Source organism: Pseudaeromonas aegiceratis (genome assembly GCF_046254905.1).
GTDB lineage: Bacteria > Pseudomonadota > Gammaproteobacteria > Enterobacterales > Aeromonadaceae > Pseudaeromonas > Pseudaeromonas aegiceratis.
The window spans coordinates 2,357,458-2,380,316 of record NZ_CP158016.1 but is presented as its reverse complement, the minus strand read 5'-3'; the positions used below and the strand labels follow the sequence as shown (position 1 = coordinate 2,380,316).

Sequence of the window (22,859 nt, the reverse complement as noted above, 5' to 3'; positions counted from 1 at the left end):
ATGTTGGATTACGAAGTTTTGCGTGTCATCTGGTGGGTCCTGGTCGGGGTCCTGCTGATCGGCTTTGCCGTGACCGATGGCTTTGACATGGGGGTGGGGGCCTTGCTCCCCATCCTGGGTAAGAACGACACAGAACGGCGGGTGATGATCAACACCATAGCGCCCCACTGGGACGGCAACCAGGTGTGGTTGATCACCGCCGGTGGTGCCATCTTCGCCGCCTGGCCCATGGTCTATGCCACCGCCTTCTCCGGCTTCTATGTGGCCATGGTATTGACCCTGATGGCCTTGTTTTTCCGGCCTGTGGGGTTTGATTACCGCTCCAAGTTGGAGAGCCCACGCTGGCGCAACACCTGGGACTGGTGTCTGTTCATCGGTGGTTTCGTGCCCCCCGTGGTGTTTGGCGTGGCCTTTGGCAACCTGTTGCAAGGGGTGCCCTTCACCATGGACGCCTTCATGCGTTCCACCTATGAAGGCAACTTCTTCGGCCTGCTCAATCCGTTTGGTCTGCTGGCCGGCTTTGTCAGCCTGTTCATGATCCTGACCCAGGGTGCGGTCTGGCTGATGATGAAAACCGAAGGGGCGCTGCACCGTCGCACCAGCCGCGCGGCCAGTCTGTTTGCCCTGCTGACTGCCGTGCTGTTTGTGCTGGCCGGTGTCTGGGTCGCCAAGGGGATCGATGGCTACAGCCTGGTGAAGTTCGCCGGTACGGCAGGCCTGTCCAACCCGCTGCATAAGGAAGTGGCGGTGGAGGCGGGTGCCTGGATGCGCAACTATGACCTCTACCCTTGGATGATGGCGGCGCCGATCCTGGGTATCGTCATGGCGTTGCTGACGGCTGTGCTGGCCAAGCTGGAGAAGGGGGGGCTGGCGTTCCTGACCTCCTCCCTGGCCATCGCCGGTATCATACTGACGGCTGGGTTCTCCATGTTCCCCTTCATCATGCCGTCCAGTCTGCAGCCGGCCCATAGCCTGACCGTCTGGGATGCGACCTCGTCACACCGCACCTTGAGTGTCATGTTCTACGCCGCCGTGATTTTTGTGCCCATCGTGCTGAGCTACACCATCTGGACCTACTACAAGATGTTTGGTCGGGTCAGTGGCGAGTTTGTTGAAGCCAACAAGCACTCAGTCTACTAAGAGGAGAGATGAGATGTGGTATTTCACCTGGATCCTGGGGCTCTTGCTGGCCTGTTCTTTTGGCATCATTAATGCCTTGTGGTTAGAACACACTGAGAACATGGACAGAAGACTCGATTAAGTCTTTAATCATCAAAAAGCCATCCGATTGCGATGGCTTTTTTTTTCGGCAAAAGCAAGGGGTTGACCATAATAAAATGCGCAGGGTCACAGCTTCTTTCCCCCTGTTAGCTGGGGTATAGTAGCGACCGTTATTCATGCAGGGACAACAGGCAAAACGGTGACGGCTGAGTTTGAAATTCCGGTGCGCATCTATTACGAAGACACGGATGCGGGTGGCGTGGTTTATTACGCCAACTATCTGAAATTTATGGAAAGATGCCGAACGGAGTGGCTTCGGTCACTGGGGGTTGAACAAGATGGCTGGCTGGCCGAGGGCATCGCCTTTGTCGTGCGCGCCGTCACGGTGGATTACCATGCCCCGGCCCGTTTCAACGACCAGATCCGAGTCGCTTGCCGACTGGCGACGCTTAAGCGAGCCTCCCTCGTTTTCCACCAACAGATCCTGGATGTGGAGGGGCGCCCCCTGATCAGTGGCCAAGTCACCATCGCCTGTGTCAACCTGCAACAAATGAAACCCACGCCCATTCCTGAACCCATTTACGGAGTCTTACGCAGTGCAACCCGCTGACTTGTCGTTTACCCGGCTGATCCTCGACGCCAGCCCGCTGGTCCAAATCGTCATGCTGATCTTGCTCGGGATGTCGATTGCATCCTGGACCATCATAGTGCAGCGCACCCGGGCCCTGCGCGAGGCGCGGTTCGTGGCAGAACAGTTTGAGGAGCGTTTCTGGTCTGGCATCGATCTCAATCGTCTGTATCAGGAGTGCTCCGCACGCCGCGACGATCTGCTGGGCGTGGAACTGGTGTTTTATTCCGGTTTCAAGGAGTTCGCCCGCCTGCACAACAGCGGTATCCGCAGCCAGGAGATGGTGATGGACGGTACCTATCGGTCCATGCGGGTATCCCTGTCCCGCGAGGTGGAGGATCTGGAAGCCCACCTGCCGACCTTGGCGACCATAGGTTCCATCAGTCCCTATGTGGGTCTGTTCGGTACCGTTTGGGGCATCATGCATGCCTTCGTCGCCTTGGCGGCGGTGAAGAATGCCACCCTGTCCATGGTGGCTCCGCCTATCGCCGAGGCGTTGATCGCCACCGCCATGGGTCTGTTTGCCGCCATCCCGGCAGTGGTGGCTTTTAACCGTTTCAGCACCAAGGTTGAGAAGCTCGAAAGCAGCTATATCAACTTCATGGACGAGTTTTCTACCATCCTCAATCGGCAGATCGCCGGCAAGCAAGGTGATCACTGATGCAAGTTCATCAACGCTCGAAGAAGCGGGCGGTGGCCGAAATCAACGTGGTGCCTTATATCGACGTCATGCTGGTGTTGCTCATCATCTTTATGGCTACGGCGCCGGTGATCATGCAGGGGGTGACGGTGGATCTACCCCAGGCCGATTCCCAGCCGCTGTCTGAAGATATGACGACGCCTGTGGTGGCCTCGGTCGACTCTACTGGTCGCTATTTCCTCGATATCGGCGATAGCCACAAGGAAGCCATGGATCTGGTGGACTTGGCCGGGCAGGTTGCTCAGTACCTGCGGATCCATCCCGATGCCCCCGTGGTGGTGCAGGGGGATGCCAAGGTCCCGTATGAGTCAGTAGTCCAGTTGATGGCCGCGCTAAAAGAAGCCGGGGTGCCGTCGGTCGGGCTGATGACAGAACCGCCGGCCAACAAGAAATAACCGGGAGAAAGTGCCGTGAAACGAGGCATGAAGGGCCCGCTGTTCATTTCTTTGCTGCTGCACTGTTTGCTGATTTTGGCCTTCATCTTGAAATGGAATCTGGATAAACCCAAGCGTCCGGCAGGTGGCGGCGGTGGCGTTGTGCATGCCGTGGTCATTGACCAGTTGGAATTTAAGCAGCACACAGAGTTCGTCAAACAGCAGAAGGAAGAGGCCAAGCAGGCCGAGCAGCAGAAGCAAGAGGCCGAGCGAACCGCTCAAGAGGCGCAACGTCAGCAAAAAGAGGCGGAAACCTTACATCTGCGGCAGGAGGCCGAGGCGAAAAAGGTCAAACTTGAGGCCGAGCGCAAAAAAGAAGCAGAGCGGCAACGAGTCGAGGCCGAGAAAAAGGTAGCCTTGGAGAAGAAGAAGGAAGAAGAGCGCAAGAAAGCCGAGGAGCTCAAGAAACAAGAAGAGCTTAAAAAGCAGGCAGAGCTGAAGAAGCAGGAAGAGCAGAAGAAGCAAGAAGAGCTGAAGAAGCAAGAAGAGCTCAAAAAGCAGCAAGAGCTGAAGAAGCAAGAAGAGCTGAAGAAGCAAGAAGAGCTGAAGAAGCAGGCTGCCGAGAAGAAGAAACAAGAAGACGCGCAGAAGAAGGCCGAGGAGCTCAAGCGGAAGCAGGAGCAGCAGAAGAAGGCCGACGCCGAGCGCAAGAAAAAAGAAGAAGCGGCCAAGAAAGCCGAAGCCGAGCGCAAGCGACGTGCCTCGGAGTCCAAACAGCTGGAAGATGAACTCTTCGACGAGCTGGATGGCCCGGGGAACAAGCCTGGCCCGGCGGGCGCCGGCGGTCCGCTCGACGAGTACACTGGGCTGATCGTTGCCACCATTCAGCGTTATTGGCTGGTGGATCAGACCATGTTTGGCAAGGAGTGCGTACTCAAGGTGAAGATGGCGCCGGATGGCTTGGTGATCAGTACCTCCAGCGGGAGTGGCGATGCGGCCGTGTGTCGTGCCTCCATTGCTGCGATCAACAAGCTGCAAAAGTTCCCGGCACCGCCGAAGAACCTGTATGACCAGGCCAAGGAGATGTCCTTGACCCTTAGACCAGGACGGTAGGAGCAAGCAAGGATGAAAAACACGACCGGTTGGATGGCGATTTTGTTACTGAGCAGTGGTGCACTGGCAGCAACCGATTCTGCCAAGCGTGACGAGCAGCTGATGCAGCAGTATGTCAGCAAGGTGAGCAAGGCCTTGGAGAAACATTTCCAGGCCGATGCCAGCCTGGCCGGCCAACACTGCGAGTTGCAACTCAGGCTGGAACCGGACGGTTTGGTGGTGGCGGCGGCGCAAACGGCCGGTGACAACAGCCTCTGTGTCGCCTCCTTGAACGGATTCAAAAAGATGAAAAAGTTGCCTCTGCCGCCGGCAGAGCTTTCCGAACAGATCCAATCGATTAATCTGACGTTAGAACCTTGAAGCAGGCCATGATGAAGAAACTATTTTGGGTGTTAGCCGCCTGGTGTCTGATGGCGCACTCTGCACTGGCGGAGCTGGAAATTCTGGTGACCGGGGGTATTGATAGCGGGCGCCCTGTGGCGGTACCGCAATTTAAGTGGAACGGTGGTCAGGCGCTGCCAGAAGATGTCGCCAACGTGATCAGTTCCGATCTGATGCGTAGTGGTAAGTTCAGCCCTCTGAACCGGAATGAAATGCCGCAACAACCCAATCAGAGCGCCGAGGTGAACTATTCCCTGTGGGCCTCCATGGGGGTCGAGGCCTTGGTGGTCGGCAGTATCGAGCCGGCTGGCGACGGTCAGTACAAGGTCAGTTTTGAGCTGCTGGATGTCCTCAAGGGGAATGGGGGCAACAGCGGTGTGCTGGTGGCCGATGCCAAGGTCGTTCCGGCCAAGCAGTTGCGGCAATATGCCCACCTTATCTCCGACATCGTCTATGAACAGTTGACCGGTGATCGGGGTGCCTTCCTGACGCGGATTGCTTACGTTAGTGTCAAACGAGGCCAAGCGTATCCCTATCAACTGATGGTGGCCGACTACGACGGCTACAACGAGAAGGTGCTGTTGCGCTCCAAAGAGCCCCTGATGTCCCCCTCTTGGTCACCGGATGGCCGTAAACTGGCATATGTCAGCTTCGAGAAGCAGCGGGCTTCTATTTTCGTGCAGGACATCATGACTCAGGCTCGCACCCTGATCTCGTCTTATCCCGGGATCAACGGGGCGCCGGAATGGTCGCCAGATGGGCGTCGTTTGGCTGTCGTTTTGTCTAAGGATGGCCAGTCTGAGATCTATCTGATTGACGTTGCCAGCCGAGCCTTGACCCGGGTGACAAACAACAACGCCATCGACACAGAACCCAGCTGGAGTCCCGATGGTCAATCACTTTATTTTAGTTCTGAGAGGGGTGGCAAACCCCAGATATATAGAGTAAATTTGTCCACTGGCGACACCCAACGAGTGACTTGGGAAGGCGATATGAATCTGAGTGCGGCGCCTGCTCCTGATGGGAAAAATCTCATCGTGGTCAGCCGTGTTCAAGGGCAATATCGCATTGCTCGGCAGGATCTGGAAACCGGCGCAACCTATGTGCTGACTCAGACCTCGCTGGATGAATCGCCCAGTGTTGCTCCTAATGGGAGTATGATAATATACAGCACGGTTTACCAAGGTCGGAAAGGACTCGCGCTCGTTTCTGCTGATGGCCGCTTCAAGGCGAACCTTCCTTCAGCGCAAGGCGAGGTGCGTGCACCAGCCTGGTCACCGTTCTTGAATTAACCCCAAAGTAATAAACCAAGGAAAAAACATGCAAATCAACGACCTGCTGAAAAGCCTGCTGGTAGCTATGCCCATGCTGACTCTGGCTGCTTGTAGCTCCAGCGACAACGCTGCTCAGACTGAAACTGCTGCTGAAACTGCTCCGGCTGACCAAGGTCTGTCCGACAGCGAACTGATGCGTCAGAAGTACGAAGCCCTGCGTCAAGACAACACTGTCTACTTTGATTTCGACAAGGACGAAATCAAGGGCCAATACGCACAGCTGCTGCAAGCTCACGCTGAGTTCCTGAAAGAGCATAACGCCATCAAGGTTCTGATCGAAGGTCACACCGACGAACGCGGTACTCCGGAATACAACATCTCCCTGGGCGAGCGTCGTGCTAAGGCTGTTGCCAAGTACATGCAAAACCTGGGTGTAGACGTATACCAGCTGTCCGTTGTTAGCTACGGCGAAGAAAAGCCTGCTGACGCCGGTCACTCCGAAGACGCCTACGCCAAGAACCGTCGCGCTGTTCTGGTATACTAAGGTCTAACGGTTGATGAACACCGTCAGAACAAAAGCGGCCATTTATATGGCCGCTCTTTTTTCTATGGGGCTGTCGCATCCGCTGTGGGCGGACGATGGCTCTGTCGAGGAGCGGGTCGCCCGGCTTGAGCGCGCCCTCAACTCCCGTAACCTGGTTCAGGTGGAGATGCAGCAGCAGCTGGATTCGCTGAGTAATGAGGTGCGCCAACTGCGTGGTGACCTTGAAGAAGCGAATTACAAGCTGCAGCAAGCCGTCGAACGGCAAAAGTCCTTGTATGAGGAGCTCGACAAGGCAAAATCGACCGCCGATGCCCCCTCCACCGATAGCGGCGGCACGGCCGTCTCCGGTCCGTCAAGTGAGCCGGCAGCCAGTGCTCAGAAAGCCGCGCCCCCCTCTGCCGATGAGGCGAAGGCCTACGAGAGTGCGGTGAACCTGGTGCTCAAGGATCAGGACTTCAAGAAGGGCAATCTAGCCCTCAATCAGTTCCTCACCCAGTACCCCAATTCCAGCTACCAGAGCAATGCCCACTATTGGCTTGGGCAGGTGCTGATGAAGCAGGGGGACAATGGTCAGGCGCGCACGCATTTCTTGCAGGTGGCCAAAGACAAGGACTCCAGCAAGCGTGCGGATGCCATCTTGAAACTGGGGATGATCAGCAAGGCTGAAGGGGATTCGGCCAAGGCTGGCAAGTTCTTCCAACTGGTGATCAAGCAGTACCCTGACAGTACGGCTGCCCAGATGGCACAGAAGGAAGTGTCCGGAAAATAACCGGTTTGGCGTCACTGATTAAGAAAGTGACGCCCTTTGTTCGAAGCCTGAGCAAACAGAAAAAAAACACAAATTATATGTTGCGTCAGGTATCTAAATCCGTAATATAGGCCGCCGTCGGGAGGCGATGACGCCGAAGACGAGGGTTGGGTCGTTAGCTCAGTTGGTAGAGCAGTTGACTTTTAATCAATTGGTCGCAGGTTCGAATCCTGCACGACCCACCAGCCCAGGACGCTTAGCTCAGCTGGGAGAGCACCTCCCTTACAAGGAGGGGGTCACAGGTTCGATCCCTGTAGCGTCCACCAAAGTTTTACTTTGGGTCGTTAGCTCAGTTGGTAGAGCAGTTGACTCTTAATCAATTGGTCGAAGGTTCGAGCCCTTCACGACCCACCAAATGCCCAGGACGCTTAGCTCAGCTGGGAGAGCACCTCCCTTACAAGGAGGGGGTCACAGGTTCGATCCCTGTAGCGTCCACCAAAGTTTTACTTTGGGCTGTTAGCTCAGTTGGTAGAGCAGTTGACTCTTAATCAATTGGTCGAAGGTTCGAGCCCTTCACAGCCCACCAAATACCCAGGACGCTTAGCTCAGCTGGGAGAGCACCTCCCTTACAAGGAGGGGGTCACAGGTTCGATCCCTGTAGCGTCCACCAAAGTTTTACTTTGGGTCGTTAGCTCAGTTGGTAGAGCAGTTGACTCTTAATCAATTGGTCGAAGGTTCGAGCCCTTCACGACCCACCAAATGCCCAGGACGCTTAGCTCAGCTGGGAGAGCACCTCCCTTACAAGGAGGGGGTCACAGGTTCGATCCCTGTAGCGTCCACCAAAGTTTTCTTTGGGCTGTTAGCTCAGTTGGTAGAGCAGTTGACTCTTAATCAATTGGTCGAAGGTTCGAGCCCTTCACAGCCCACCATCTTCCCGGACGCTTAGCTCAGCTGGGAGAGCACCTCCCTTACAAGGAGGGGGTCACAGGTTCGATCCCTGTAGCGTCCACCATCTCCCTAGGGTCGTTAGCTCAGTTGGTAGAGCAGTTGACTTTTAATCAATTGGTCGCAGGTTCGAATCCTGCACGACCCACCAGATTTGCCCGCTGCTGCGGGCATTTTTGTATCAAGTACCGCGCGTTCCCTTGTCGGTAACCCTGTAACCGGGCAAGGGGGTCTTCTTGCCCCCGTCATCTCCTTTGCGTGGTATCCCCAGTGAACTGCTCTTGTCGGGCTGACTTCTTGGGCTTGCTGGTCGATGGGGGTATAATCCCGCGACCTTGGATGAGCGAGAGGTAACAAACGGATGAGCCAAATTTCGGTAGCCGAGCTGGAGTACCCCTTCCCGCCTAAACCGGCACCCTTGACGGAGCAGCAACAGGCCGACTATCGGGCCAGGATCAAGGCGCTGCTTAAGGCGCGTGATGCGGTGCTGATCGCCCATTACTACACAGACCCGGAAATTCAAGCGCTGGCTGAGGCGACGGGGGGCTTTGTGGGGGACTCGCTGGAGATGGCCAAGTTTGGCAAGCAGCACCCAGCCAAGACGCTGATCGTGGCGGGGGTGCGCTTCATGGGGGAGACGGCCAAGATCCTCAGCCCGGAGAAGCGGGTGCTGATGCCAACCCTGAAGGCCGAGTGCTCCCTGGATCTGGGTTGTCCGGCCGACGAGTTTGCGGCCTTCTGTGATGCCCATCCAGAGCATACCGTGGTGGTCTATGCCAACACCTCGGTGGCGGTCAAGGCGCGGGCGGATTGGATCGTGACCTCTAGCATCGCGGTTGAGCTGATCGAATATCTGGACGGCCTGGGCAAGCCTATCATCTGGGCGCCGGATCGGCATCTGGGGGCCTACATTGCCAACAAGACGGGGGCGGACATGCTGCGCTGGCAGGCGGCCTGTATCGTGCATGACGAATTCAAGGCCAAGGCCCTCAAGCAGCTCAAGGCACAATACCCGGACGCCGCCGTGCTGGTGCATCCTGAGTCACCGGCTGCCGTCATCGAGATGGCCGATGCCGTCGGTTCCACCAGCCAGCTGATCAAGGCGGCCCAGTCCCTGCCGCAGCAACGGCTGATCGTGGCCACGGATCGGGGCATCTTCTACAAGATGCAGCAGGCCTGTCCGGACAAGGTGATGGTGGAGGCCCCCACCGGGGGAGACGGCGCCACCTGCCGTAGCTGTGCCCACTGCCCCTGGATGGCCATGAATGGTCTGGTGGCCATCACCTCGGCGTTGGAAGAGGGGGAAGGGCATGAGATCCTGGTGGAGGAAGCGTTGCGGCAGAAGGCGCTCATTCCCCTTAACCGCATGTTGGAGTTTGCCGCCTCACTGCGCTAAATGGTGTGGCCATGGGGACTCAACTAAAAAGCCGGCAATCGCCGGCTTTTTGCTGTCCATTCCCAACCGCTGGTTTACGGCCGGCTTTAGGCCCGCATGGTGACGCTTAGGCTGTGTTCTTCATCCGGGAGTACCGTGATGGGGGCGTCTTCCGTGATGGCTGGCTCCACACACAGCATGTGCTGCCATCCGGCATCGTCGAAGTCGCCCATCTTGGCGGCCCCTTCCTGCCAGGGATTCCAGACCACGCTGGCATTGCTGTGTCTGTGTTCCAGTTGCAGGGTTTGATGGCCGGTGCTCAGTGACAGACGTGCATCTTCTTGCAGATAGACGCGGTCCATGGCGCGGTCCAGGGCAAAGTGGTCGCTATTGACGGGGGCAAAGTTGGCCAGTTTGTCCAGATAGTTGTGGGGCAGTCCCGCCAGACTGACCTGGCTGACCTCGGCGATATTGAAGTAGGTGTGCAGGGCGCCAGAATAGGTAAAGGGTTGGTCACCCGTGTTGCAGCAGGTCAGCTGCAGCGTCAGCTCCCGACCGACCTTGATGTCCAGTTGCAGCTCAAAGGCGAACGGCCACAGGGCGAGGGTCTCGGCATCATCGGAAAGACTAAGATGGATCAGGGTGCTGTCGGCATCTTCACTGATACCATCCAGCTGCCAGGTCTTATTCCGCGCGAAGCCATGTTGCGGCTTACCGGCTCCGACTCGCTCTGGGGACGGGCCAAACCAGGGCCAGCAGACCGGAATGCCACCGCGGATGGCGTGCTGGCCATCCAGCAGCGCATCTTGGCTCAACCAGAGCCAGGGAGCCTGCCCCCTGGGGGTAAAGTGCAGTAGGTGGCCGCCATACAGGCTGACGACGGCTTCGCATTCAGGGCGTTGGATCAGCAGGCAGGGGAGGCCTTGGGCGTGTTGTACCTGCCGTACGGTGCCGGTGAGTTGACGCTGTAGGGTAAGGGATGCGATATCTATCATTTCTTATATTCCATGGATGAAAAGAAAAAGGCGGCCACAGGGGCCGCCTTTTGTGCATCGCTATTCGCGCTCCAATTACTTGGAGATGTGAGCGATCAGCTCCAGAACCTTGTTGGAGTAGCCGATTTCGTTGTCGTACCAGGATACAACCTTAACGAAGTTGTCGGTCAGCTGGATACCAGCCTTGGCATCAAACACGGAGGTGCAGGTTTCACCGACGAAGTCGTTGGAAACAACTTGGTCTTCGGTGTAGCCCAGAACACCCTTCATGACGCCTTCGGAGGCAGCCTTCATGGCGGCACAGATTTCAGCGTAGGTAGCCGGCTTCTTCAGGTTAACGGTCAGGTCAACTACGGATACGTCCGGAGTCGGCACGCGGAAGGCCATACCGGTCAGCTTGCCCTTCAGTTCCGGGATAACCACGCCAACAGCCTTGGCAGCACCGGTAGAGGAGGGGATGATGTTTTGGCCAGCGCCACGGCCGCCGCGCCAGTCCTTGCCGGACGGACCGTCAACGGTCTTCTGGGTAGCGGTGGTAGCGTGAACGGTGGTCATCAGGCCAGACTCGATACCCCAAGTGTCGTTCAGAACCTTGGCGATGGGGGCCAGACAGTTGGTGGTGCAAGAAGCGTTGGAAACGATGTCTTGGCCAGCGTATTCGGTGTGGTTAACACCCATTACGAACATGGGGGTAGCGTCCTTGGACGGGCCAGTCATGACAACCTTCTTGGCGCCAGCAGTGATGTGCTTGCGAGCGGTAGCGTCATCCAGGAACAGACCGGTACCTTCGGCAACAACGTCAACACCGATGGCATCCCACTTCAGGTTGGCCGGGTCACGTTCAGCGGTAACGCGTACAGTCTTGCCGTTTACAACCAGGTTGCCGTCCTTAACTTCAACGGTGCCCTTGAAGCGGCCGTGGGTTGAATCGTACTTCAGCATGTAAGCCATGTACTCAACGTCGATCAGATCGTTGATGCCCACAACTTCGATGCCCAGATCAGCGCGCTCGAAAGAGGCGCGGAATACGAAACGACCGATACGGCCAAAACCGTTAATACCTACTTTGATAGTCATAGTTGTACCCAACGTTTGTTGTTCAACAGAAAAATTCCGTCCGTAAATTTACTAGAACCGAGGGGGGAGTCAACCTTCTTCCCGATCATTATTGCGATATGTCATAAAATAGGCTGAAAGTTTTTTTCTATTTCTATAACAAATTACAGGCTTGGCGGTGGGAATGGCACTGTCACGAAATAGCAACTTTCTATCAGGTGCGGGTTATTTATTGACCAGTTAGCCGTTTTCCCTTGTCATGAGTGTCTTGACCGTCACATTCAGTCGGCCCTCTCTATGGGATAATCCCGCGCCGAGGCGTATCCTCTAGCGGCTACATCCTGCTCATAAGGGGTGGGCCCTTGGTTTGAAGAAATAGAACAACATAGCTCTGCCCTAAAACCTAGAGATTGCTTAGTACAGCGGGAATGACAACTATGACAACTTTGATCGAGCAGTTGGCCAGTGCGAAGGGTATTGCCAACGAATATGTGGATGCCTGGGGCAATCCTGCCCAGGTATCTTTGGATAGCAAGGCTGCCATGCTGGGTGCCATGGGGTATCGGGTCGACGACGAAACGGCCCTGGCCGCTCAGTTGCAGGCAGAGCAGCAGGCTCACTGGCAACAACCCTTGGATCCGGTTTGCGTCATTCGCAGCCACGAGGTGCTCAGTGTGGAGATTCGTCTGCCGATTGAACAGGCTAACGACGAGTTTACCTGGGTCGTCAAAACCGAGGAGGGCGTGGAGTTCAAGGGCAGCGTCATTCCGGTGAATGGCGAGATGGTGGGGGTGGCTCACCTGGATGAGAAGGAATATCAGGCTTACCGCGTCAAGCTGGATGCCGAATTCCCCCTGGGCTATCACGCGCTGGTGTTTAAGAAGAAAGGCGCGCGCACCGTTGCCGGTCAGATGCGTGTTATCGTTGCGCCCCAGGCCTGTTATAAGCAGTCTGCCATTGCCAATGGGCAGAAGATTTGGGGGCCGAGCGTCCAGCTGTACTGCCTGCGCAGCCGCCGTAACTGGGGCGTGGGCGATTTCAGCGACTTGGGGCTGCTGGTGGAGAAGGTTGCCCAGTGGGGCGGCCATTTTGTCGGTCTGAACCCCATCCATGCCCTGTATCCGGCCAACCCGGAAAGCGCCAGCCCTTACAGCCCCTCGTCCCGTCGTTGGCTGAATGTCATCTACATCGATGTGGAAGCCACCCCTGAGTTTGCGCAAAACGAAGCAGTGCGTAGCGATGTGGTCTCTGCCGCCTTCCAGGCCAAGCTGCAAGACGTGCGCGCCAAGGAGTGGGTGGATTACGCCGGTGTCACCCAGCTGAAGCTGGAGGTGCTGCGCAAGCTGTTCGATGGCGCCAAGTTGGCCAAGAACACCAACCGTGGTAAGGCCTTTGCCGCCTTCATCGACAAGGGTGGCGATAGCCTGAAGCAACAGGCCATCTACGATGCCCTGCAAGCCTACCTCTACGGCCAAGGGCAAAACGCCTGGGGCTGGCCTGCCTGGCCGGAAGAGTACAAGGAATACCACAAGCCGGCCGTGGCCAACTGGGCCGCTGAGCATGAGCAGGATGTCCGTTTCTACATGTTCCTGCAGTTCCTGGCCGACGAGCAGCTGGCCGCGGCGGATCAGCGGGCCAAGAACGCCGGCATGGTGCTGGGGATCTACCGCGACCTGGCGGTAGGTGTCTCAGAAGGCTCCACCGAGATTTGGGCCAACAGCGAGCTGTATTGTCCCAAGGCCAGCGTCGGCGCGCCGCCGGATGTGCTGGGGCCCCTGGGGCAAAACTGGGGCCTGCCCCCCATGGATCCGAGCAAGCTGCTGGAAGCTCAGTATCAGCCCATGATCGATCTGTTCCGCTCCAACATGCGCTCCTGTGGGTCACTGCGGATAGACCACGCCATGGCCTTGTTGCGCCTGTGGTGGGTACCGCCAGGAGCCTCTGCGGCCAAGGGCGCCTACATCTACTACAACGTGAACGACCTGCTGGGCATCCTGGCTCTGGAGTCCGTGCGCAACCAATGCCTGATCATCGGCGAAGATCTGGGTACCGTGCCCGATGGCATGGATGTGCTGCTGAAGGAAAACGGTGTGCACTCCTACCGTATCTTCTTCTTCGAGCGCTCCAAGGCCGATGGCGGTTTCATCTCGCCGGCGCACTATCCCGAGCAGGCCATGGCGGCGCTCACCACCCACGATATGCCGACCCTGAAGGGCTTCTGGCACTGTGACGACCTGGCCCTGGGCCGGGATCTGGGTCTGTACCCGGATGAGCAGGTGCTGCAAGGCCTGTATGCCGATCGCCACGCCGCCAAGCAGCGCATCCTCGACAGCCTGCATGGTCATGGGGTGATCCCGGACTCTGTCGGCCATCATGTGGATTGGGTTGGCATGAATACCGAGCTGAACCATGGCATGCAGGTGCACATGTGCCTGGGCAACTGCGCCCTTTTCAGCACCCAGCTGGAAGACTGGCTGGAGATGGACAAGCCGGTGAACGTGCCGGGCACCAGCAGCGAGTACCCCAACTGGCGGCGTAAGCTGACCCGGGATCTGGAGGATATCTTCAGCGATCCGGCGCTGGCTCACCTGGCCCATCGGATGAGTGAAGCCCGTAACAAAGCCAGTCAGTGATTTGTGTTATTGATAAATAATAACTAACCACGAGACCGGCCCGGCGTGAGTCGGGCCGGTCTCGTCTTTTACAAGGGTAATGGCATGCTTGTTAAAGAATTGACCGGGGCCAGTTGTGGACGGCCGTTTGAGCATCTGGGATGGGTGGCGGGGGCCGCAGGCGAATTGCTGCTGCGGGTCTGGCTGCCGGATGCGGTGGCCGTGGAGGTGCAACCCTTCAACCCTGCGCTCCCCTCCGTGCCCATGACCTGCACGGACAAGGCTGGCCTGTTCGAGGTGAGCTTTCCTCAGCAAAGTACCCCCTTTCATTATCGGCTGGCGGTGCAATACGCCAAGGCCGAACAGACGTTGATCGATCCCTATCAGTTCCGCGATGAGGCCTATGCGGGGCTGGCCGAGATGACCCACCAGGCCGCCAACCTCTATCGCACCCTGGGGGCACAGCTGGTGTCCTGCCAGGTTGACGGTGTCACCGTCAGCGGTGTGCGCTTCGCCGTCTATGCCCCCAGCGCCAAGGCGGTCAGCCTGATCGGTGACTTCAACCGCTGGGACGGCCGGCGGCATCCCATGCAGCGTAGCCTCTGCGGTCACTGGGTGCTGTTTGTCCCGGGCTTGCAGCCGGGGGACAAGTACAAATACGAACTCAAGGATCCCCAGGGCAATACCCTGCCTCACAAGGCGGATCCCGTCGGTTTCTATGCCGAACAATACCCGTCGTTTGCCTCCGTGGTGTTCGACCATGGCCAGTATGGGTGGCAGGATGCGGCCTGGCAGGCCAGCCAGCTCAACGACAAGCTGGAACAGCCCATCACCATCTATGAGCTGCACTTCGGCTCCTGGAAACGCCACGATGACGGCACCCATCTGAGCTACCGCGAGATGGCCGAGAGCCTGATCCCCTACGTCAAGGACATGGGCTACACCCACATCGAGCTGATGCCGGTCTCCGAGCACCCCTTCTCCGGCTCCTGGGGCTACCAGCCGGTGGGCATGTTTGCCGCCACCAGCCGGTTTGGCTCACCGGACGACTTCAAGTATTTCGTCGATCAGTGCCACCTGGCCGGCATCGGCGTGATCCTGGACTGGGTGCCGGCGCACTTCCCCTCCGACTCCCACGGCCTGGCCCGCTTCGACGGCACGCCGCTTTACGAATACGAGGATCCGCGCCGTGGCTGGCATCCGGACTGGAACTCCTACATTTACGACTTTGGTCGGGACAACGTGCGCCAGTTCCTGGTGGCCAGTGCCCTGTACTGGCTGGATCACTTCCACATCGATGGCCTGCGGGTGGATGCGGTGGCCTCCATGCTCTACTGGGATTACTCCCGCAAGGACGGCGAGTGGGTGCCCAACATCTACGGTGGCAATCACAATCTGGAGGCCATCAGCCTGCTGCGCTGGTTCAACGAGGAGGTGTACAAGCATTACCCCCACGCCATGACCATCGCCGAGGAGTCCACCGCCTTTGCCGGAGTCTCCCGTCCCACCTTTACCGGCGGGCTTGGCTTTGGCTTCAAATGGAACATGGGTTGGATGCACGACACCCTGCAGTACATGAAGGAAGACCCCATCCACCGTCAGTACCACCACAACGAGATGACCTTCTCAATGGTGTATCACTATGACGAGAACTTCATCCTCTCCCTGTCCCATGACGAGGTGGTGCACGGTAAGCACTCCATGCTGTACAAGATGCCGGGGGACGAATGGCAGCAGGCCGCCAACCTGCGGGCCTACATGGGTTTCATGTATGCCCATCCGGGCAAGAAGCTCAACTTCATGGGCACCGAATTCGCCCAGTCGTCCGAGTGGAACCACGATGCCCAGCTCAACTGGTGGTTGCTGGAGTTTGGCAAGCATGCCGGTCAGCGAGCCCTGATCCGGGACCTGAACCACCTCTATCGCCAGGAGCCGGCCCTGTATGAGGCAGACTATCAGCGCGGTGGCTTCGCCTGGCTTGATCACGGTGACAGTGCCAACAGCATCTTCCCCATGCTGCGTCGCAACAAGGCCGGGGATGACTTCATCCTGGCGGTGTGCAACATGACGCCGGTTCCGCGGGCGGACTACCAGCTGGGGGTACCCCAAACCGGGCAGTACCAGGTGGTGCTTAACACCGACAGCGAGTACTACTGGGGCAGCAACGTGGACCTGGGTGGGCTGCAATTTACCGCCCGTGAGGAAGCCATGCATGGACAACCCTGCAGCATAGTGCTTAATCTACCTCCGTTGGCCACTGTGTTTATCAAACGGATTGGGGATTGATGCATGAACGAGCCGTTCACGCTGAAACCAGGATCTGAGGCCCCACTAGGGGCCTCTCTTGATTCTAAGGGATGCAACTTCGCCGTCTGGGCGCCGGAGGCTACCGCCGTGATCCTCTGCCTCTATGATGGGGCGGAGCAGGAGCTGGCCCGCTTCAGCCTCAAGGAGCGCAAGGGGCAGTACTGGTTTGGTTACGTGGCGGGGGTCAAGGCCGGGCAAGCCTACGGCTATCGTCTGCAGGGGCCCACCTTGCCCGGCGGCCTGTTCGACGAGCACAAGCTGCTGCTGGATCCCTACGCCAAGGCGCTCTCCCGTCCTCTGGAGTGGGATGCCAAGGCCTACGCCGGGGACAGCGCCGCCATGATGAGCAAGTCGCTGGTGGTGGACGAAACCGCCTTCGACTGGCAGGACAGCCGCAGACCTGGGCATAACGACTGTCAGAGCATCTTCTATGAGGCCCACATCAAGGGCTTCACCCAATTGCATCCCGAGGTGCCGGAAGCCTGGCGCGGCAAATACCTGGGGTTTTGCCACCCGGCGGTGATCGGCCATCTGCAGAGCCTGGGCATCACGGCGGTGCAACTGCTGCCGGTGGCCAGCTTCATGAGCGAGCCGCGCTTGGAGGATCTGGGGCTGGCCAACTACTGGGGCTATAACCCGGTCTGCTTCATGGCGCCGGATCCCCGCTATGGGGTGGCCGATGCGGTGCAGGAGTTCAAGACCCTGGTGCGGGAGTTGCACAAGGCCGGCATCGAGGTGATCCTGGATGTGGTGTACAACCATACCGCCGAAGGGGGCCAGGGCGGGCCGCTCTTGTGCTACAAGGGCTTCGACAACCGCAACTACTACATGTTTGAGAACGGCGCCCACGGTCCGGATTACGGGCGCTACGTCAATGTCACCGGTTGCGGCAATAGCTTCAACGTGGACCACCCCAACGTCCTGCGCCTGGTGATGGACAGCCTGCGTTACTGGGTCGAGCAGATGCAGGTGGATGGGTTCCGCTTCGATCTGGCGGTGACGGTGGCCCGGGAAGGCAACGAATTCGACCCCTGGGGGGCCTTCTTCAAGGCGGTGTTGCAGGATCCGGTGCTGAGCCAGGTCAAGCTGGTGGCCGAACCCTGGGACATAGGGCCGTTCGGTTATCGCCTGGGGCAGTTTCCCAGTAACTGGAAGGAGACCAACGACCGCTACCGGGATACGGTGCGCTCCTTCTGGCGCGGGGATACCGGCCGGATGGCGGACTTTGCCACCCGGCTGCTGGGCTCGCGGGACATCTTCCCCAAGTCCTATCGCTCCATCCACTCCAGCGTCAACTTCATCACCTACCATGATGGCTTCACCCTGGAGGATCTGGTCTCCTACGAGCAGCGGCACAACCACGCCAATGCCGAAGACAACCGGGATGGTCATGGTCACAACCTGTCGGCCAACAATGGCGTGGAGGGGCCCACGGCGGAGCGGCGCATCAGCCACAAGCGGCAGCAGCAAAAGCGCAACCTGCTGGCGACCCTGCTGCTCTCCCAGGGCACGCCGCATCTGCTGGCCGGGGACGAGCTGGGCCGCACCCAGATGGGTAACAACAATGCCTACTGTCAGGACAACCGGATCAGTTGGCTCAGCTGGGAGCTGCGGGAGGAGGACGAACGCCTGCTGGAGTTCGTGCGCCAGATGATCAGCCTGCGGCGGAGTTCCTCTGTGTTCTCCGGCCTCAAGCTGGTGGACGACCACTACCTGGGGCCCCAGCGGGAGTCCCACCATGTGGACTGGTATCACCCGGATGGCCGCCTGCTGACCGATGCAGACTGGAACACCCCCGTGTCCCAGGTGTTTGTCATGGACATCGGCGATCTCTCGGGGGAGGGGGAGCGCTGGGCGGTCTTGTTCAATGCCAGCGATTATGACATCCACTTCCGTCTGCCGGCGCCTAGTGATGGCCGACAGTGGGAACAGGTGGTGGATACCGCCGCCAGCGATGGCCTGCCCTTCCTGCCGGATGATATCCGGCGGCAGGTGGCCCTGGGGCGTGCCCACTCCATTAAGCTGCTGCGCCAGGTGGTGGAGAGTCCGGCCGAGCCAGCGGCGGGCGCCGCAAAACCTCAGTAATTGCGGGTTTTATTTTCCGCCATCTTTCATTAGGCTTGTTACACATGTGTTACAAGGAGCCAGGATGAAAGAGCAGTCAAAGGCAGCATGGCAGGGGCGGTTGACGCCGGAGCAGTACCATGTCTGCTGGGAAAAGGGCACGGAGCGCCCCTTTAGCGGGGCCCTGCTGCACAACCGTGCCAAGGGGATCTACCAATGCGCCTGCTGTGGGGCGGCCTTGTTCGATTCGGATGCCAAGTTCGATGCCGGCTGTGGCTGGCCCAGCTTCGACGAGGCGCGGCCCGGGGCCATCGTTCGCCAGCTGGATCGCTCCCACGGCATGGTGCGCACCGAGATCCTCTGTGCCCACTGCGGCGCCCATCTGGGCCATCTGTTCGATGATGGTCCGACCCCGAGCGGCCTGCGCTATTGCGTCAACAGCGTGGCCATGAGCTTTGAGGCCGAGGTCAACGAGTCCAGTGGCGCTTGAGCTTCGTCTGTTGCCGTCATAAAAAAGGCTCCGTAAGGAGCCTTTTTTATGACGTGCGATGGGTCGGTCAACCCCCAGGGCGGTATTGGCCTTCATGCAGCTGGTCAACGATCTGTTCGGCCTGGTCTGCCAGCGCCTCTTTTTGCTGTTCGCTGAGCTGGATGTAGGGGCTTTTGCCACCGCCCTTGTTGCCCTGCAGCTGGTTGGTGACCAGCGCCCACAGATAGGCCTGGGGATACGCCTGCTGCTTCATGTAGAGACCGGAGAGGGCCGTGGGGATCATGATGTCCACCTCCTCTTCTTCTTTGTACAGGCTTAAGGCATGCTGCAAGATCTGGATGGCCTTGGCGGTGTCCGTGGCGCGGTAGTGATTGGCCAGGGCCAGCTGCAGCTCGGGCTCCTCCAGCAGCGGGCTGCCCTCGCGCTTCAAGAAGGCCTCCTTGGCCGCCTGGTTGCCGTTGTTGGTCCAGTGCCACAGCAGCAGGTGCGGCTCGAGACTGTTGCGGGTCTGCACATCCAGCGTTTCCAATTGACGACGCGCCGCCACCATGCCCTCGACCCGGTTGTTCTTGCGCTCCTTGCGCTCCGAGTATTCGATGAGGGTGGTCTTCTCGATACACTGCAGATAGGACTCGAGGGACTTCATCAGATGATAGGCCCCGATATCGGAGGCCTCTTGTTGGTGGTAGTAGCGGTTGCGGATGACGTTACTGCGTTCCAGACGGCAATAGCCGTCATCATTGAGATCGGCACACAGCTCCGGGTTCTTCTCGCAGATGCTGGCGATCCTGTCTTCGTTGCAGCCGCCCAGCAGACCGACCATACAGCCCATGGCTATCCATATCTGTCGCAAACTTTTTCTCCTGCGAAAACCTGTTGTCGGTTGATTATTGCCGGTCGCGCTTCGGCGCACCATGCGCCAGGGCAAAAGCCTGACTCATGGGGTCAATTCGCCGCGCAGATCCTGTTGCATGGCCGCCCGGATCTGGGCCGGGCTCAAGGCCTGACTCAGCAGGAAGTGCAGCTTGGCCAAGGCCGCCTCCAGGGTCATGTCAAAGCCGGAGATGACGCCGGCCTCGGCCAGGGCATTGCCGGTGGCATAGCCCTCCATGTTGACCCGACCGCGCAGGCACTGGCTCAGGTTGACTATGATGATGCCGCGGCTGGCCGCATCCTTGAGCAACTGCAGCATGGCCGGCTGCTGGGGTGCATTGCCCACCCCGAAGGTCAGCAGGATCAGTGCCTTGACCGGCTGCTGCAACACGTTGGCGATCACCTGGGCCGAGATCCCAGGATACAGGGTTATGACGCCTATGGGTTGCGGCTCAATGGGGTGCAGGATCAACGGGCGCGTATGGGGCTGGCCTGGCTTGCCCGACCCCAGCTTGATGTGGATCCCGGCGGTGAGCAGGGGCGGGTAGTCAGGCGAGTCGAACGCCTGGAAGCCGTCGGCGTGCACCTTGGTGCTGCGATTGCCGCGAAACAGCTGGTTGTTGAAAAACAGGCTCACCTCGTGAATGGGGTGATTGGCCGCCAGATAGAGGGCGTTGAGCAGGTTCTGCTGACCGTCGGATCTCAGCTGGGCCAGGGGGATCTGGGAGCCTGTGATGATCACGGGCTTGCTCAGGTCCTCCAGCATGAAGGAGAGGGCCGAGGCGGTGTAGGACATGGTGTCCGTGCCGTGCAGCACCACGAAGCCGTCATAGTCGTCGTAGTGATCCCGAATGTCTTCGGCGATCCGCTGCCAGTCCGCCGGCGTCATGTCCGAGGAGTCGATGAGCGGCTGGTATTCGTGAACATGGTAGGCCGGCATCTCCGGGCGGTGGAATTCCGGCATCCGTGCCAGACAATCTTCCATGAACCCCGGCTGGGGGATGTAGCCGTGATCGGAATGCTGCATCCCTATGGTGCCGCCGGTGTAGGCAATGTAAATCTGCTTCTTGTTGGCCATGGGTGTCATCGTTGCCTGTTAGTGATCGCTACAAAATTCACACAGGGCGTATTGCCCCATGGGGTCGTTGAACTGGGCCAGGGGTGCCAGGCTGTGCTGCCATTGACTCAGTAACGGCGTCAGGCTCTGGGGCACCAGAGACTGGGCAGCCTCGTCAAACAGCTGGCGTAGCAGCCGTTCCTTGGAGGTGAGCGGTGCCCGTATGGGCTGCAGTTCATAGTTTGGCAGCTCAGCCAGCTCGGCGGCGCTGGCCACCGCGGCCGGCAGATCCCCCAGCTCATCCACCAGGCCGTTGGCCTTGGCATCGGCGCCGCTCCACACCCGGCCTTGGGCTATCTGGTCCACCTCGTCCGGGGTCATGCCCCGGCCTTCGGCCACCAAGCCGATGAAGCGCTGATAGGTGTTGTCCACATTCATCTGCACCAGCTGCTGGATATGGTCCGGCAGGGGCCGCAGGGGGGAGAGTCCGCTCTGATCCGTGGTGCCCAGGCCATCGCTGTGGACCCCCAGCTTGGCCAGGGCCTGATCGACGGTGGCGAACATGCCAAACACGCCGATGGAGCCGGTCAGTGTGCTGGGTTCGGCGTAGATCTTGTCGGCGTTGGCCGCCATCCAGTAACCGCCGGAGGCGGCGGTGCTGCCCATGGAGACCACCAAGGGTTTGCCGGCTTGCTTGAGGGCCAGCAACTCGGTGCGGATCTGCTCGGCGGCGAAGGCGCTGCCGCCCGGGCTGTCGATGCGCAGCACCAACGCCTTGATCTCCTTGTCGTTGGTGGCCTGGCGGATCAGGCGGGAGAGACTCTCGCCACCTATGCTGCCCGCCGGCTGCTCACCGTTCAGTATGGTGCCGCTGGCGACGATGAGGCCGATCTTCGGCTTGCCCTGGTCGGCAAAGCGTGGCGGCAGGGTGCGCAGATAATCCCGCAGGCTGGTGTGCTTGAAGCCGGACTCATCCTGGCTGGCGCCGGCCCACTGGGCCACCTGTTGCACCATCTCGGTATGGCTGGCCAGCTGATCCACCAGCCCCTGGTCCAGGGCGTACTGGGCGGCATTGCCCTGGGCGGCCTGGAAGCGGGCCAGCAGTTGGCCCTTGTCCGGCGAGATGGCGTCCGGGCGTATCTTGCGCGCCTTGGCCACGTCGGTCACGTATTGCTGCCACAGCTGGCCCAGCCAGCGGCCGTTGGCCTCGCGGGCCTCCGGCGACATGTCATCCCGGGTATAGGGTTCGACGAAGGACTTGTAGCGGCCGGTGCGGAAGATGTAGGGGGTGATGTCGAATTTGGCCAGGGCTTCCTTGAAGTAGAGCTGGTAGCGCTCCATGCCCTGGATGAGCACGGCGCCGGCGGGGTTCAGCAGCACGGTATCGGCATGGGCCGCCAGCAGGTACTGACCCTGGCTGTAAAAATCCCCCATGGCCACCACCGGCTTGCCCCCTTGGCGGAAGTCATCCAGGGCGGCGGTGAGTTGCTGCAGCTTCTCCAATGAGCTGGGCTGCAGCTCGGACAGCTCCAGCACCACCCCCTTGATGGCCGCATCCTGTTTGGCCTTGGCCAGGGCGTAGCGGATATCCCCCAGCACCAGCTCCCGGGGTCGGCTGTCGCTGCTCAGCAGATCGCTCAGCCACTGATTGCCGGACAAGGGCGTGCTGGCCTGCTCGACCAGTTGGCCGGCCAGATCCAGCACCAGGGCCCCTTCCGGCGCTGGGGTGGCGGGCTTTTCTTGTTGCAATGCCAGTATGACCACCACCAGCACCAGCACAAAGGCAAGGTTGACCAGCAGAATTCGGGTGAAGTTGAGCAGGCGCCAGGCGGTGCGCAGCAGCCATTTTATCGGGCGAAACAGTAATGACATCAGCAGCTTCCTTCACAAGACGAGCCTTGGCCCGCCATTATGATCGTTGGGGGAGGGAATTACCATGCTTGCGGACGGCTCAGGGTTTGTGCGCATCGGCCTTGAGCCAGTTGCGCAGCAGGGCCAGCAGACGGCCCGGTTGTTGCTGCCATAGCCGGTGCAGCTCCCGTTGCCAGCGCTGGGCTTCCAGGCGCCTGGCGGCGGGGGTTGAGGGTGGGGTGGATTTCATG

General features: G+C 59.2%; 21 protein-coding genes and 11 tRNA genes. 26 read left to right on the top strand and 6 right to left on the bottom strand.

From position 1 onward, the window contains the following. The 22 genes from cydB to nadA all read left to right on the top strand — a co-directional run bounded on the left by cydB (window position 1) and on the right by nadA (window position 9,324). Complete coding sequence (gene cydB / locus ABHF91_RS11220; RefSeq protein WP_409420368.1) at window positions 1-1,140, top strand: cytochrome d ubiquinol oxidase subunit II; 1,140 nt, start codon at window positions 1-3, stop codon at window positions 1,138-1,140. Window positions 1,141-1,153: 13 nt separating this feature from the next. Continuing rightward, complete coding sequence (gene cydX, locus ABHF91_RS11215) at window positions 1,154-1,261, top strand: cytochrome bd-I oxidase subunit CydX (RefSeq protein WP_409420367.1); 108 nt, start codon at window positions 1,154-1,156, stop codon at window positions 1,259-1,261. Between the two features lie 159 nt (window positions 1,262-1,420). Continuing rightward, complete coding sequence (ybgC, locus tag ABHF91_RS11210; protein ID WP_409420366.1) at window positions 1,421-1,831, top strand: tol-pal system-associated acyl-CoA thioesterase; 411 nt, start codon at window positions 1,421-1,423, stop codon at window positions 1,829-1,831. Window position 1,832: 1 nt separating this feature from the next. Next, complete coding sequence (gene tolQ / locus ABHF91_RS11205) at window positions 1,833-2,510, top strand: protein TolQ (RefSeq protein ID WP_409423111.1); 678 nt, start codon at window positions 1,833-1,835, stop codon at window positions 2,508-2,510. Next, window positions 2,510-2,944, top strand: coding sequence for a protein TolR (tolR, locus tag ABHF91_RS11200; RefSeq protein WP_409420365.1), 435 nt, complete (start codon window positions 2,510-2,512; stop codon window positions 2,942-2,944). Before tolQ ends, tolR begins: the two co-directional genes overlap by 1 nt. A gap of 15 nt (window positions 2,945-2,959) precedes the next feature. Beyond that, window positions 2,960-4,036 carry a cell envelope integrity protein TolA gene (gene tolA / locus ABHF91_RS11195; protein ID WP_409420364.1) on the top strand — a complete coding sequence of 359 codons (1,077 nt, stop codon included), beginning with the start codon at window positions 2,960-2,962 and terminating at the stop codon, window positions 4,034-4,036. A gap of 12 nt (window positions 4,037-4,048) precedes the next feature. Further along, window positions 4,049-4,396 (top strand): cell envelope integrity TolA C-terminal domain-containing protein, encoded by a 348-nt coding sequence (locus ABHF91_RS11190; protein WP_409420363.1) that lies wholly within the window; start codon window positions 4,049-4,051, stop codon window positions 4,394-4,396. An 8-nt stretch (window positions 4,397-4,404) separates the two neighbouring features. Further along, entirely contained in the window at window positions 4,405-5,709 is a 1,305-nt protein-coding gene (gene tolB, locus ABHF91_RS11185; RefSeq protein ID WP_409420362.1) for a Tol-Pal system beta propeller repeat protein TolB, read from the top strand. Between the two features lie 28 nt (window positions 5,710-5,737). Further along, on the top strand, window positions 5,738-6,235 hold the full coding sequence (gene pal / locus ABHF91_RS11180; RefSeq protein WP_409420361.1) for a peptidoglycan-associated lipoprotein Pal: 498 nt from the start codon (window positions 5,738-5,740) through the stop codon (window positions 6,233-6,235). A gap of 13 nt (window positions 6,236-6,248) precedes the next feature. Further along, window positions 6,249-7,004: a tol-pal system protein YbgF gene (ybgF, locus tag ABHF91_RS11175; RefSeq protein ID WP_409423110.1), complete on the top strand. Its 756-nt coding sequence runs from the start codon at window positions 6,249-6,251 to the stop codon at window positions 7,002-7,004. A gap of 148 nt (window positions 7,005-7,152) precedes the next feature. Continuing rightward, a tRNA-Lys gene (locus ABHF91_RS11170) sits at window positions 7,153-7,228 on the top strand. A 5-nt stretch (window positions 7,229-7,233) separates the two neighbouring features. Continuing rightward, window positions 7,234-7,309: transfer RNA gene (locus ABHF91_RS11165), tRNA-Val, on the top strand. A 12-nt stretch (window positions 7,310-7,321) separates the two neighbouring features. Beyond that, window positions 7,322-7,397: transfer RNA gene (locus ABHF91_RS11160), tRNA-Lys, on the top strand. 8 nt (window positions 7,398-7,405) lie between these two features. Beyond that, window positions 7,406-7,481 (top strand) — tRNA-Val (locus ABHF91_RS11155). A gap of 12 nt (window positions 7,482-7,493) precedes the next feature. Continuing rightward, window positions 7,494-7,569, top strand: a tRNA-Lys gene (locus ABHF91_RS11150). A gap of 8 nt (window positions 7,570-7,577) precedes the next feature. Continuing rightward, window positions 7,578-7,653 (top strand) — tRNA-Val (locus tag ABHF91_RS11145). Window positions 7,654-7,665: 12 nt separating this feature from the next. After that, window positions 7,666-7,741 (top strand) — tRNA-Lys (locus tag ABHF91_RS11140). An 8-nt stretch (window positions 7,742-7,749) separates the two neighbouring features. After that, a tRNA-Val gene (locus ABHF91_RS11135) sits at window positions 7,750-7,825 on the top strand. 11 nt (window positions 7,826-7,836) lie between these two features. Continuing rightward, window positions 7,837-7,912: transfer RNA gene (locus ABHF91_RS11130), tRNA-Lys, on the top strand. A gap of 7 nt (window positions 7,913-7,919) precedes the next feature. Beyond that, a tRNA-Val gene (locus ABHF91_RS11125) sits at window positions 7,920-7,995 on the top strand. An 8-nt stretch (window positions 7,996-8,003) separates the two neighbouring features. After that, window positions 8,004-8,079 (top strand) — tRNA-Lys (locus ABHF91_RS11120). A 210-nt stretch (window positions 8,080-8,289) separates the two neighbouring features. Next, the gene (nadA, locus tag ABHF91_RS11115; protein WP_409420360.1) at window positions 8,290-9,324 is read left to right on the top strand and encodes a quinolinate synthase NadA; all 1,035 of its coding nucleotides are present in this window, start codon (window positions 8,290-8,292) and stop codon (window positions 9,322-9,324) included. Between the two features lie 86 nt (window positions 9,325-9,410). On the opposite strand, the gene ABHF91_RS11110 is transcribed toward nadA, so the two are convergent. Both ABHF91_RS11110 and gap read right to left on the bottom strand, forming a co-directional pair. Beyond that, window positions 9,411-10,298 (bottom strand): D-hexose-6-phosphate mutarotase, encoded by an 888-nt coding sequence (locus ABHF91_RS11110; RefSeq protein ID WP_409420359.1) that lies wholly within the window; start codon window positions 10,296-10,298, stop codon window positions 9,411-9,413. A gap of 75 nt (window positions 10,299-10,373) precedes the next feature. Continuing rightward, window positions 10,374-11,375: a type I glyceraldehyde-3-phosphate dehydrogenase gene (gene gap, locus ABHF91_RS11105; RefSeq protein WP_409420358.1), complete on the bottom strand. Its 1,002-nt coding sequence runs from the start codon at window positions 11,373-11,375 to the stop codon at window positions 10,374-10,376. A gap of 416 nt (window positions 11,376-11,791) precedes the next feature. On the opposite strand from gap, the gene malQ reads away from it, so the two are divergent. From malQ to msrB, 4 genes are all read left to right on the top strand, one after another. Beyond that, on the top strand, window positions 11,792-13,987 hold the full coding sequence (gene malQ, locus ABHF91_RS11100; protein ID WP_409420357.1) for a 4-alpha-glucanotransferase: 2,196 nt from the start codon (window positions 11,792-11,794) through the stop codon (window positions 13,985-13,987). Between the two features lie 84 nt (window positions 13,988-14,071). Further along, window positions 14,072-16,252, top strand: coding sequence for a 1,4-alpha-glucan branching protein GlgB (gene glgB, locus ABHF91_RS11095; RefSeq protein ID WP_409420356.1), 2,181 nt, complete (start codon window positions 14,072-14,074; stop codon window positions 16,250-16,252). Window positions 16,253-16,255: 3 nt separating this feature from the next. Beyond that, window positions 16,256-18,358 carry a glycogen debranching protein GlgX gene (gene glgX, locus ABHF91_RS11090; RefSeq protein ID WP_409420355.1) on the top strand — a complete coding sequence of 701 codons (2,103 nt, stop codon included), beginning with the start codon at window positions 16,256-16,258 and terminating at the stop codon, window positions 18,356-18,358. A gap of 64 nt (window positions 18,359-18,422) precedes the next feature. Beyond that, window positions 18,423-18,827, top strand: coding sequence for a peptide-methionine (R)-S-oxide reductase MsrB (msrB, locus tag ABHF91_RS11085; protein ID WP_409420354.1), 405 nt, complete (start codon window positions 18,423-18,425; stop codon window positions 18,825-18,827). A 67-nt stretch (window positions 18,828-18,894) separates the two neighbouring features. On the opposite strand, the gene ABHF91_RS11080 is transcribed toward msrB, so the two are convergent. The 4 genes from ABHF91_RS11080 to ABHF91_RS11065 form a co-directional block, all read right to left on the bottom strand. Further along, window positions 18,895-19,659, bottom strand: coding sequence for a DUF2989 domain-containing protein (locus ABHF91_RS11080; RefSeq protein WP_409420353.1), 765 nt, complete (start codon window positions 19,657-19,659; stop codon window positions 18,895-18,897). Window positions 19,660-19,764: 105 nt separating this feature from the next. Next, complete coding sequence (gene ansA / locus ABHF91_RS11075) at window positions 19,765-20,778, bottom strand: asparaginase (protein WP_409420352.1); 1,014 nt, start codon at window positions 20,776-20,778, stop codon at window positions 19,765-19,767. Between the two features lie 18 nt (window positions 20,779-20,796). Further along, complete coding sequence (sppA, locus tag ABHF91_RS11070) at window positions 20,797-22,629, bottom strand: signal peptide peptidase SppA (protein WP_409420351.1); 1,833 nt, start codon at window positions 22,627-22,629, stop codon at window positions 20,797-20,799. Between the two features lie 79 nt (window positions 22,630-22,708). Beyond that, complete coding sequence (locus ABHF91_RS11065; protein ID WP_409420350.1) at window positions 22,709-22,858, bottom strand: hypothetical protein; 150 nt, start codon at window positions 22,856-22,858, stop codon at window positions 22,709-22,711. Window position 22,859 lies beyond the last annotated feature (1 nt).

Coding starts and splice junctions, on each gene's coding strand:
- msrB (WP_409420354.1), top strand. CDS start 18,423: ATGAAAGAGCAGTCAAAGGCAGCATGGCAGGGGCGGTTGACGCCGGAG.
- cydX (WP_409420367.1), top strand. CDS start 1,154: ATGTGGTATTTCACCTGGATCCTGGGGCTCTTGCTGGCCTGTTCTTTT.
- ybgF (WP_409423110.1), top strand. CDS start 6,249: ATGAACACCGTCAGAACAAAAGCGGCCATTTATATGGCCGCTCTTTTT.
- glgB (WP_409420356.1), top strand. CDS start 14,072: ATGCTTGTTAAAGAATTGACCGGGGCCAGTTGTGGACGGCCGTTTGAG.
- ABHF91_RS11190 (WP_409420363.1), top strand. CDS start 4,049: ATGAAAAACACGACCGGTTGGATGGCGATTTTGTTACTGAGCAGTGGT.
- gap (WP_409420358.1), bottom strand. CDS start 11,375: ATGACTATCAAAGTAGGTATTAACGGTTTTGGCCGTATCGGTCGTTTC.
- ABHF91_RS11080 (WP_409420353.1), bottom strand. CDS start 19,659: ATGGGCTGTATGGTCGGTCTGCTGGGCGGCTGCAACGAAGACAGGATC.
- cydB (WP_409420368.1), top strand. CDS start 1: ATGTTGGATTACGAAGTTTTGCGTGTCATCTGGTGGGTCCTGGTCGGG.
- tolR (WP_409420365.1), top strand. CDS start 2,510: ATGCAAGTTCATCAACGCTCGAAGAAGCGGGCGGTGGCCGAAATCAAC.
- malQ (WP_409420357.1), top strand. CDS start 11,792: ATGACAACTTTGATCGAGCAGTTGGCCAGTGCGAAGGGTATTGCCAAC.
- tolB (WP_409420362.1), top strand. CDS start 4,405: ATGATGAAGAAACTATTTTGGGTGTTAGCCGCCTGGTGTCTGATGGCG.
- glgX (WP_409420355.1), top strand. CDS start 16,256: ATGAACGAGCCGTTCACGCTGAAACCAGGATCTGAGGCCCCACTAGGG.
- ABHF91_RS11110 (WP_409420359.1), bottom strand. CDS start 10,298: ATGATAGATATCGCATCCCTTACCCTACAGCGTCAACTCACCGGCACC.
- nadA (WP_409420360.1), top strand. CDS start 8,290: ATGAGCCAAATTTCGGTAGCCGAGCTGGAGTACCCCTTCCCGCCTAAA.
- sppA (WP_409420351.1), bottom strand. CDS start 22,629: ATGTCATTACTGTTTCGCCCGATAAAATGGCTGCTGCGCACCGCCTGG.
- ansA (WP_409420352.1), bottom strand. CDS start 20,778: ATGGCCAACAAGAAGCAGATTTACATTGCCTACACCGGCGGCACCATA.
- pal (WP_409420361.1), top strand. CDS start 5,738: ATGCAAATCAACGACCTGCTGAAAAGCCTGCTGGTAGCTATGCCCATG.
- ABHF91_RS11065 (WP_409420350.1), bottom strand. CDS start 22,858: ATGAAATCCACCCCACCCTCAACCCCCGCCGCCAGGCGCCTGGAAGCC.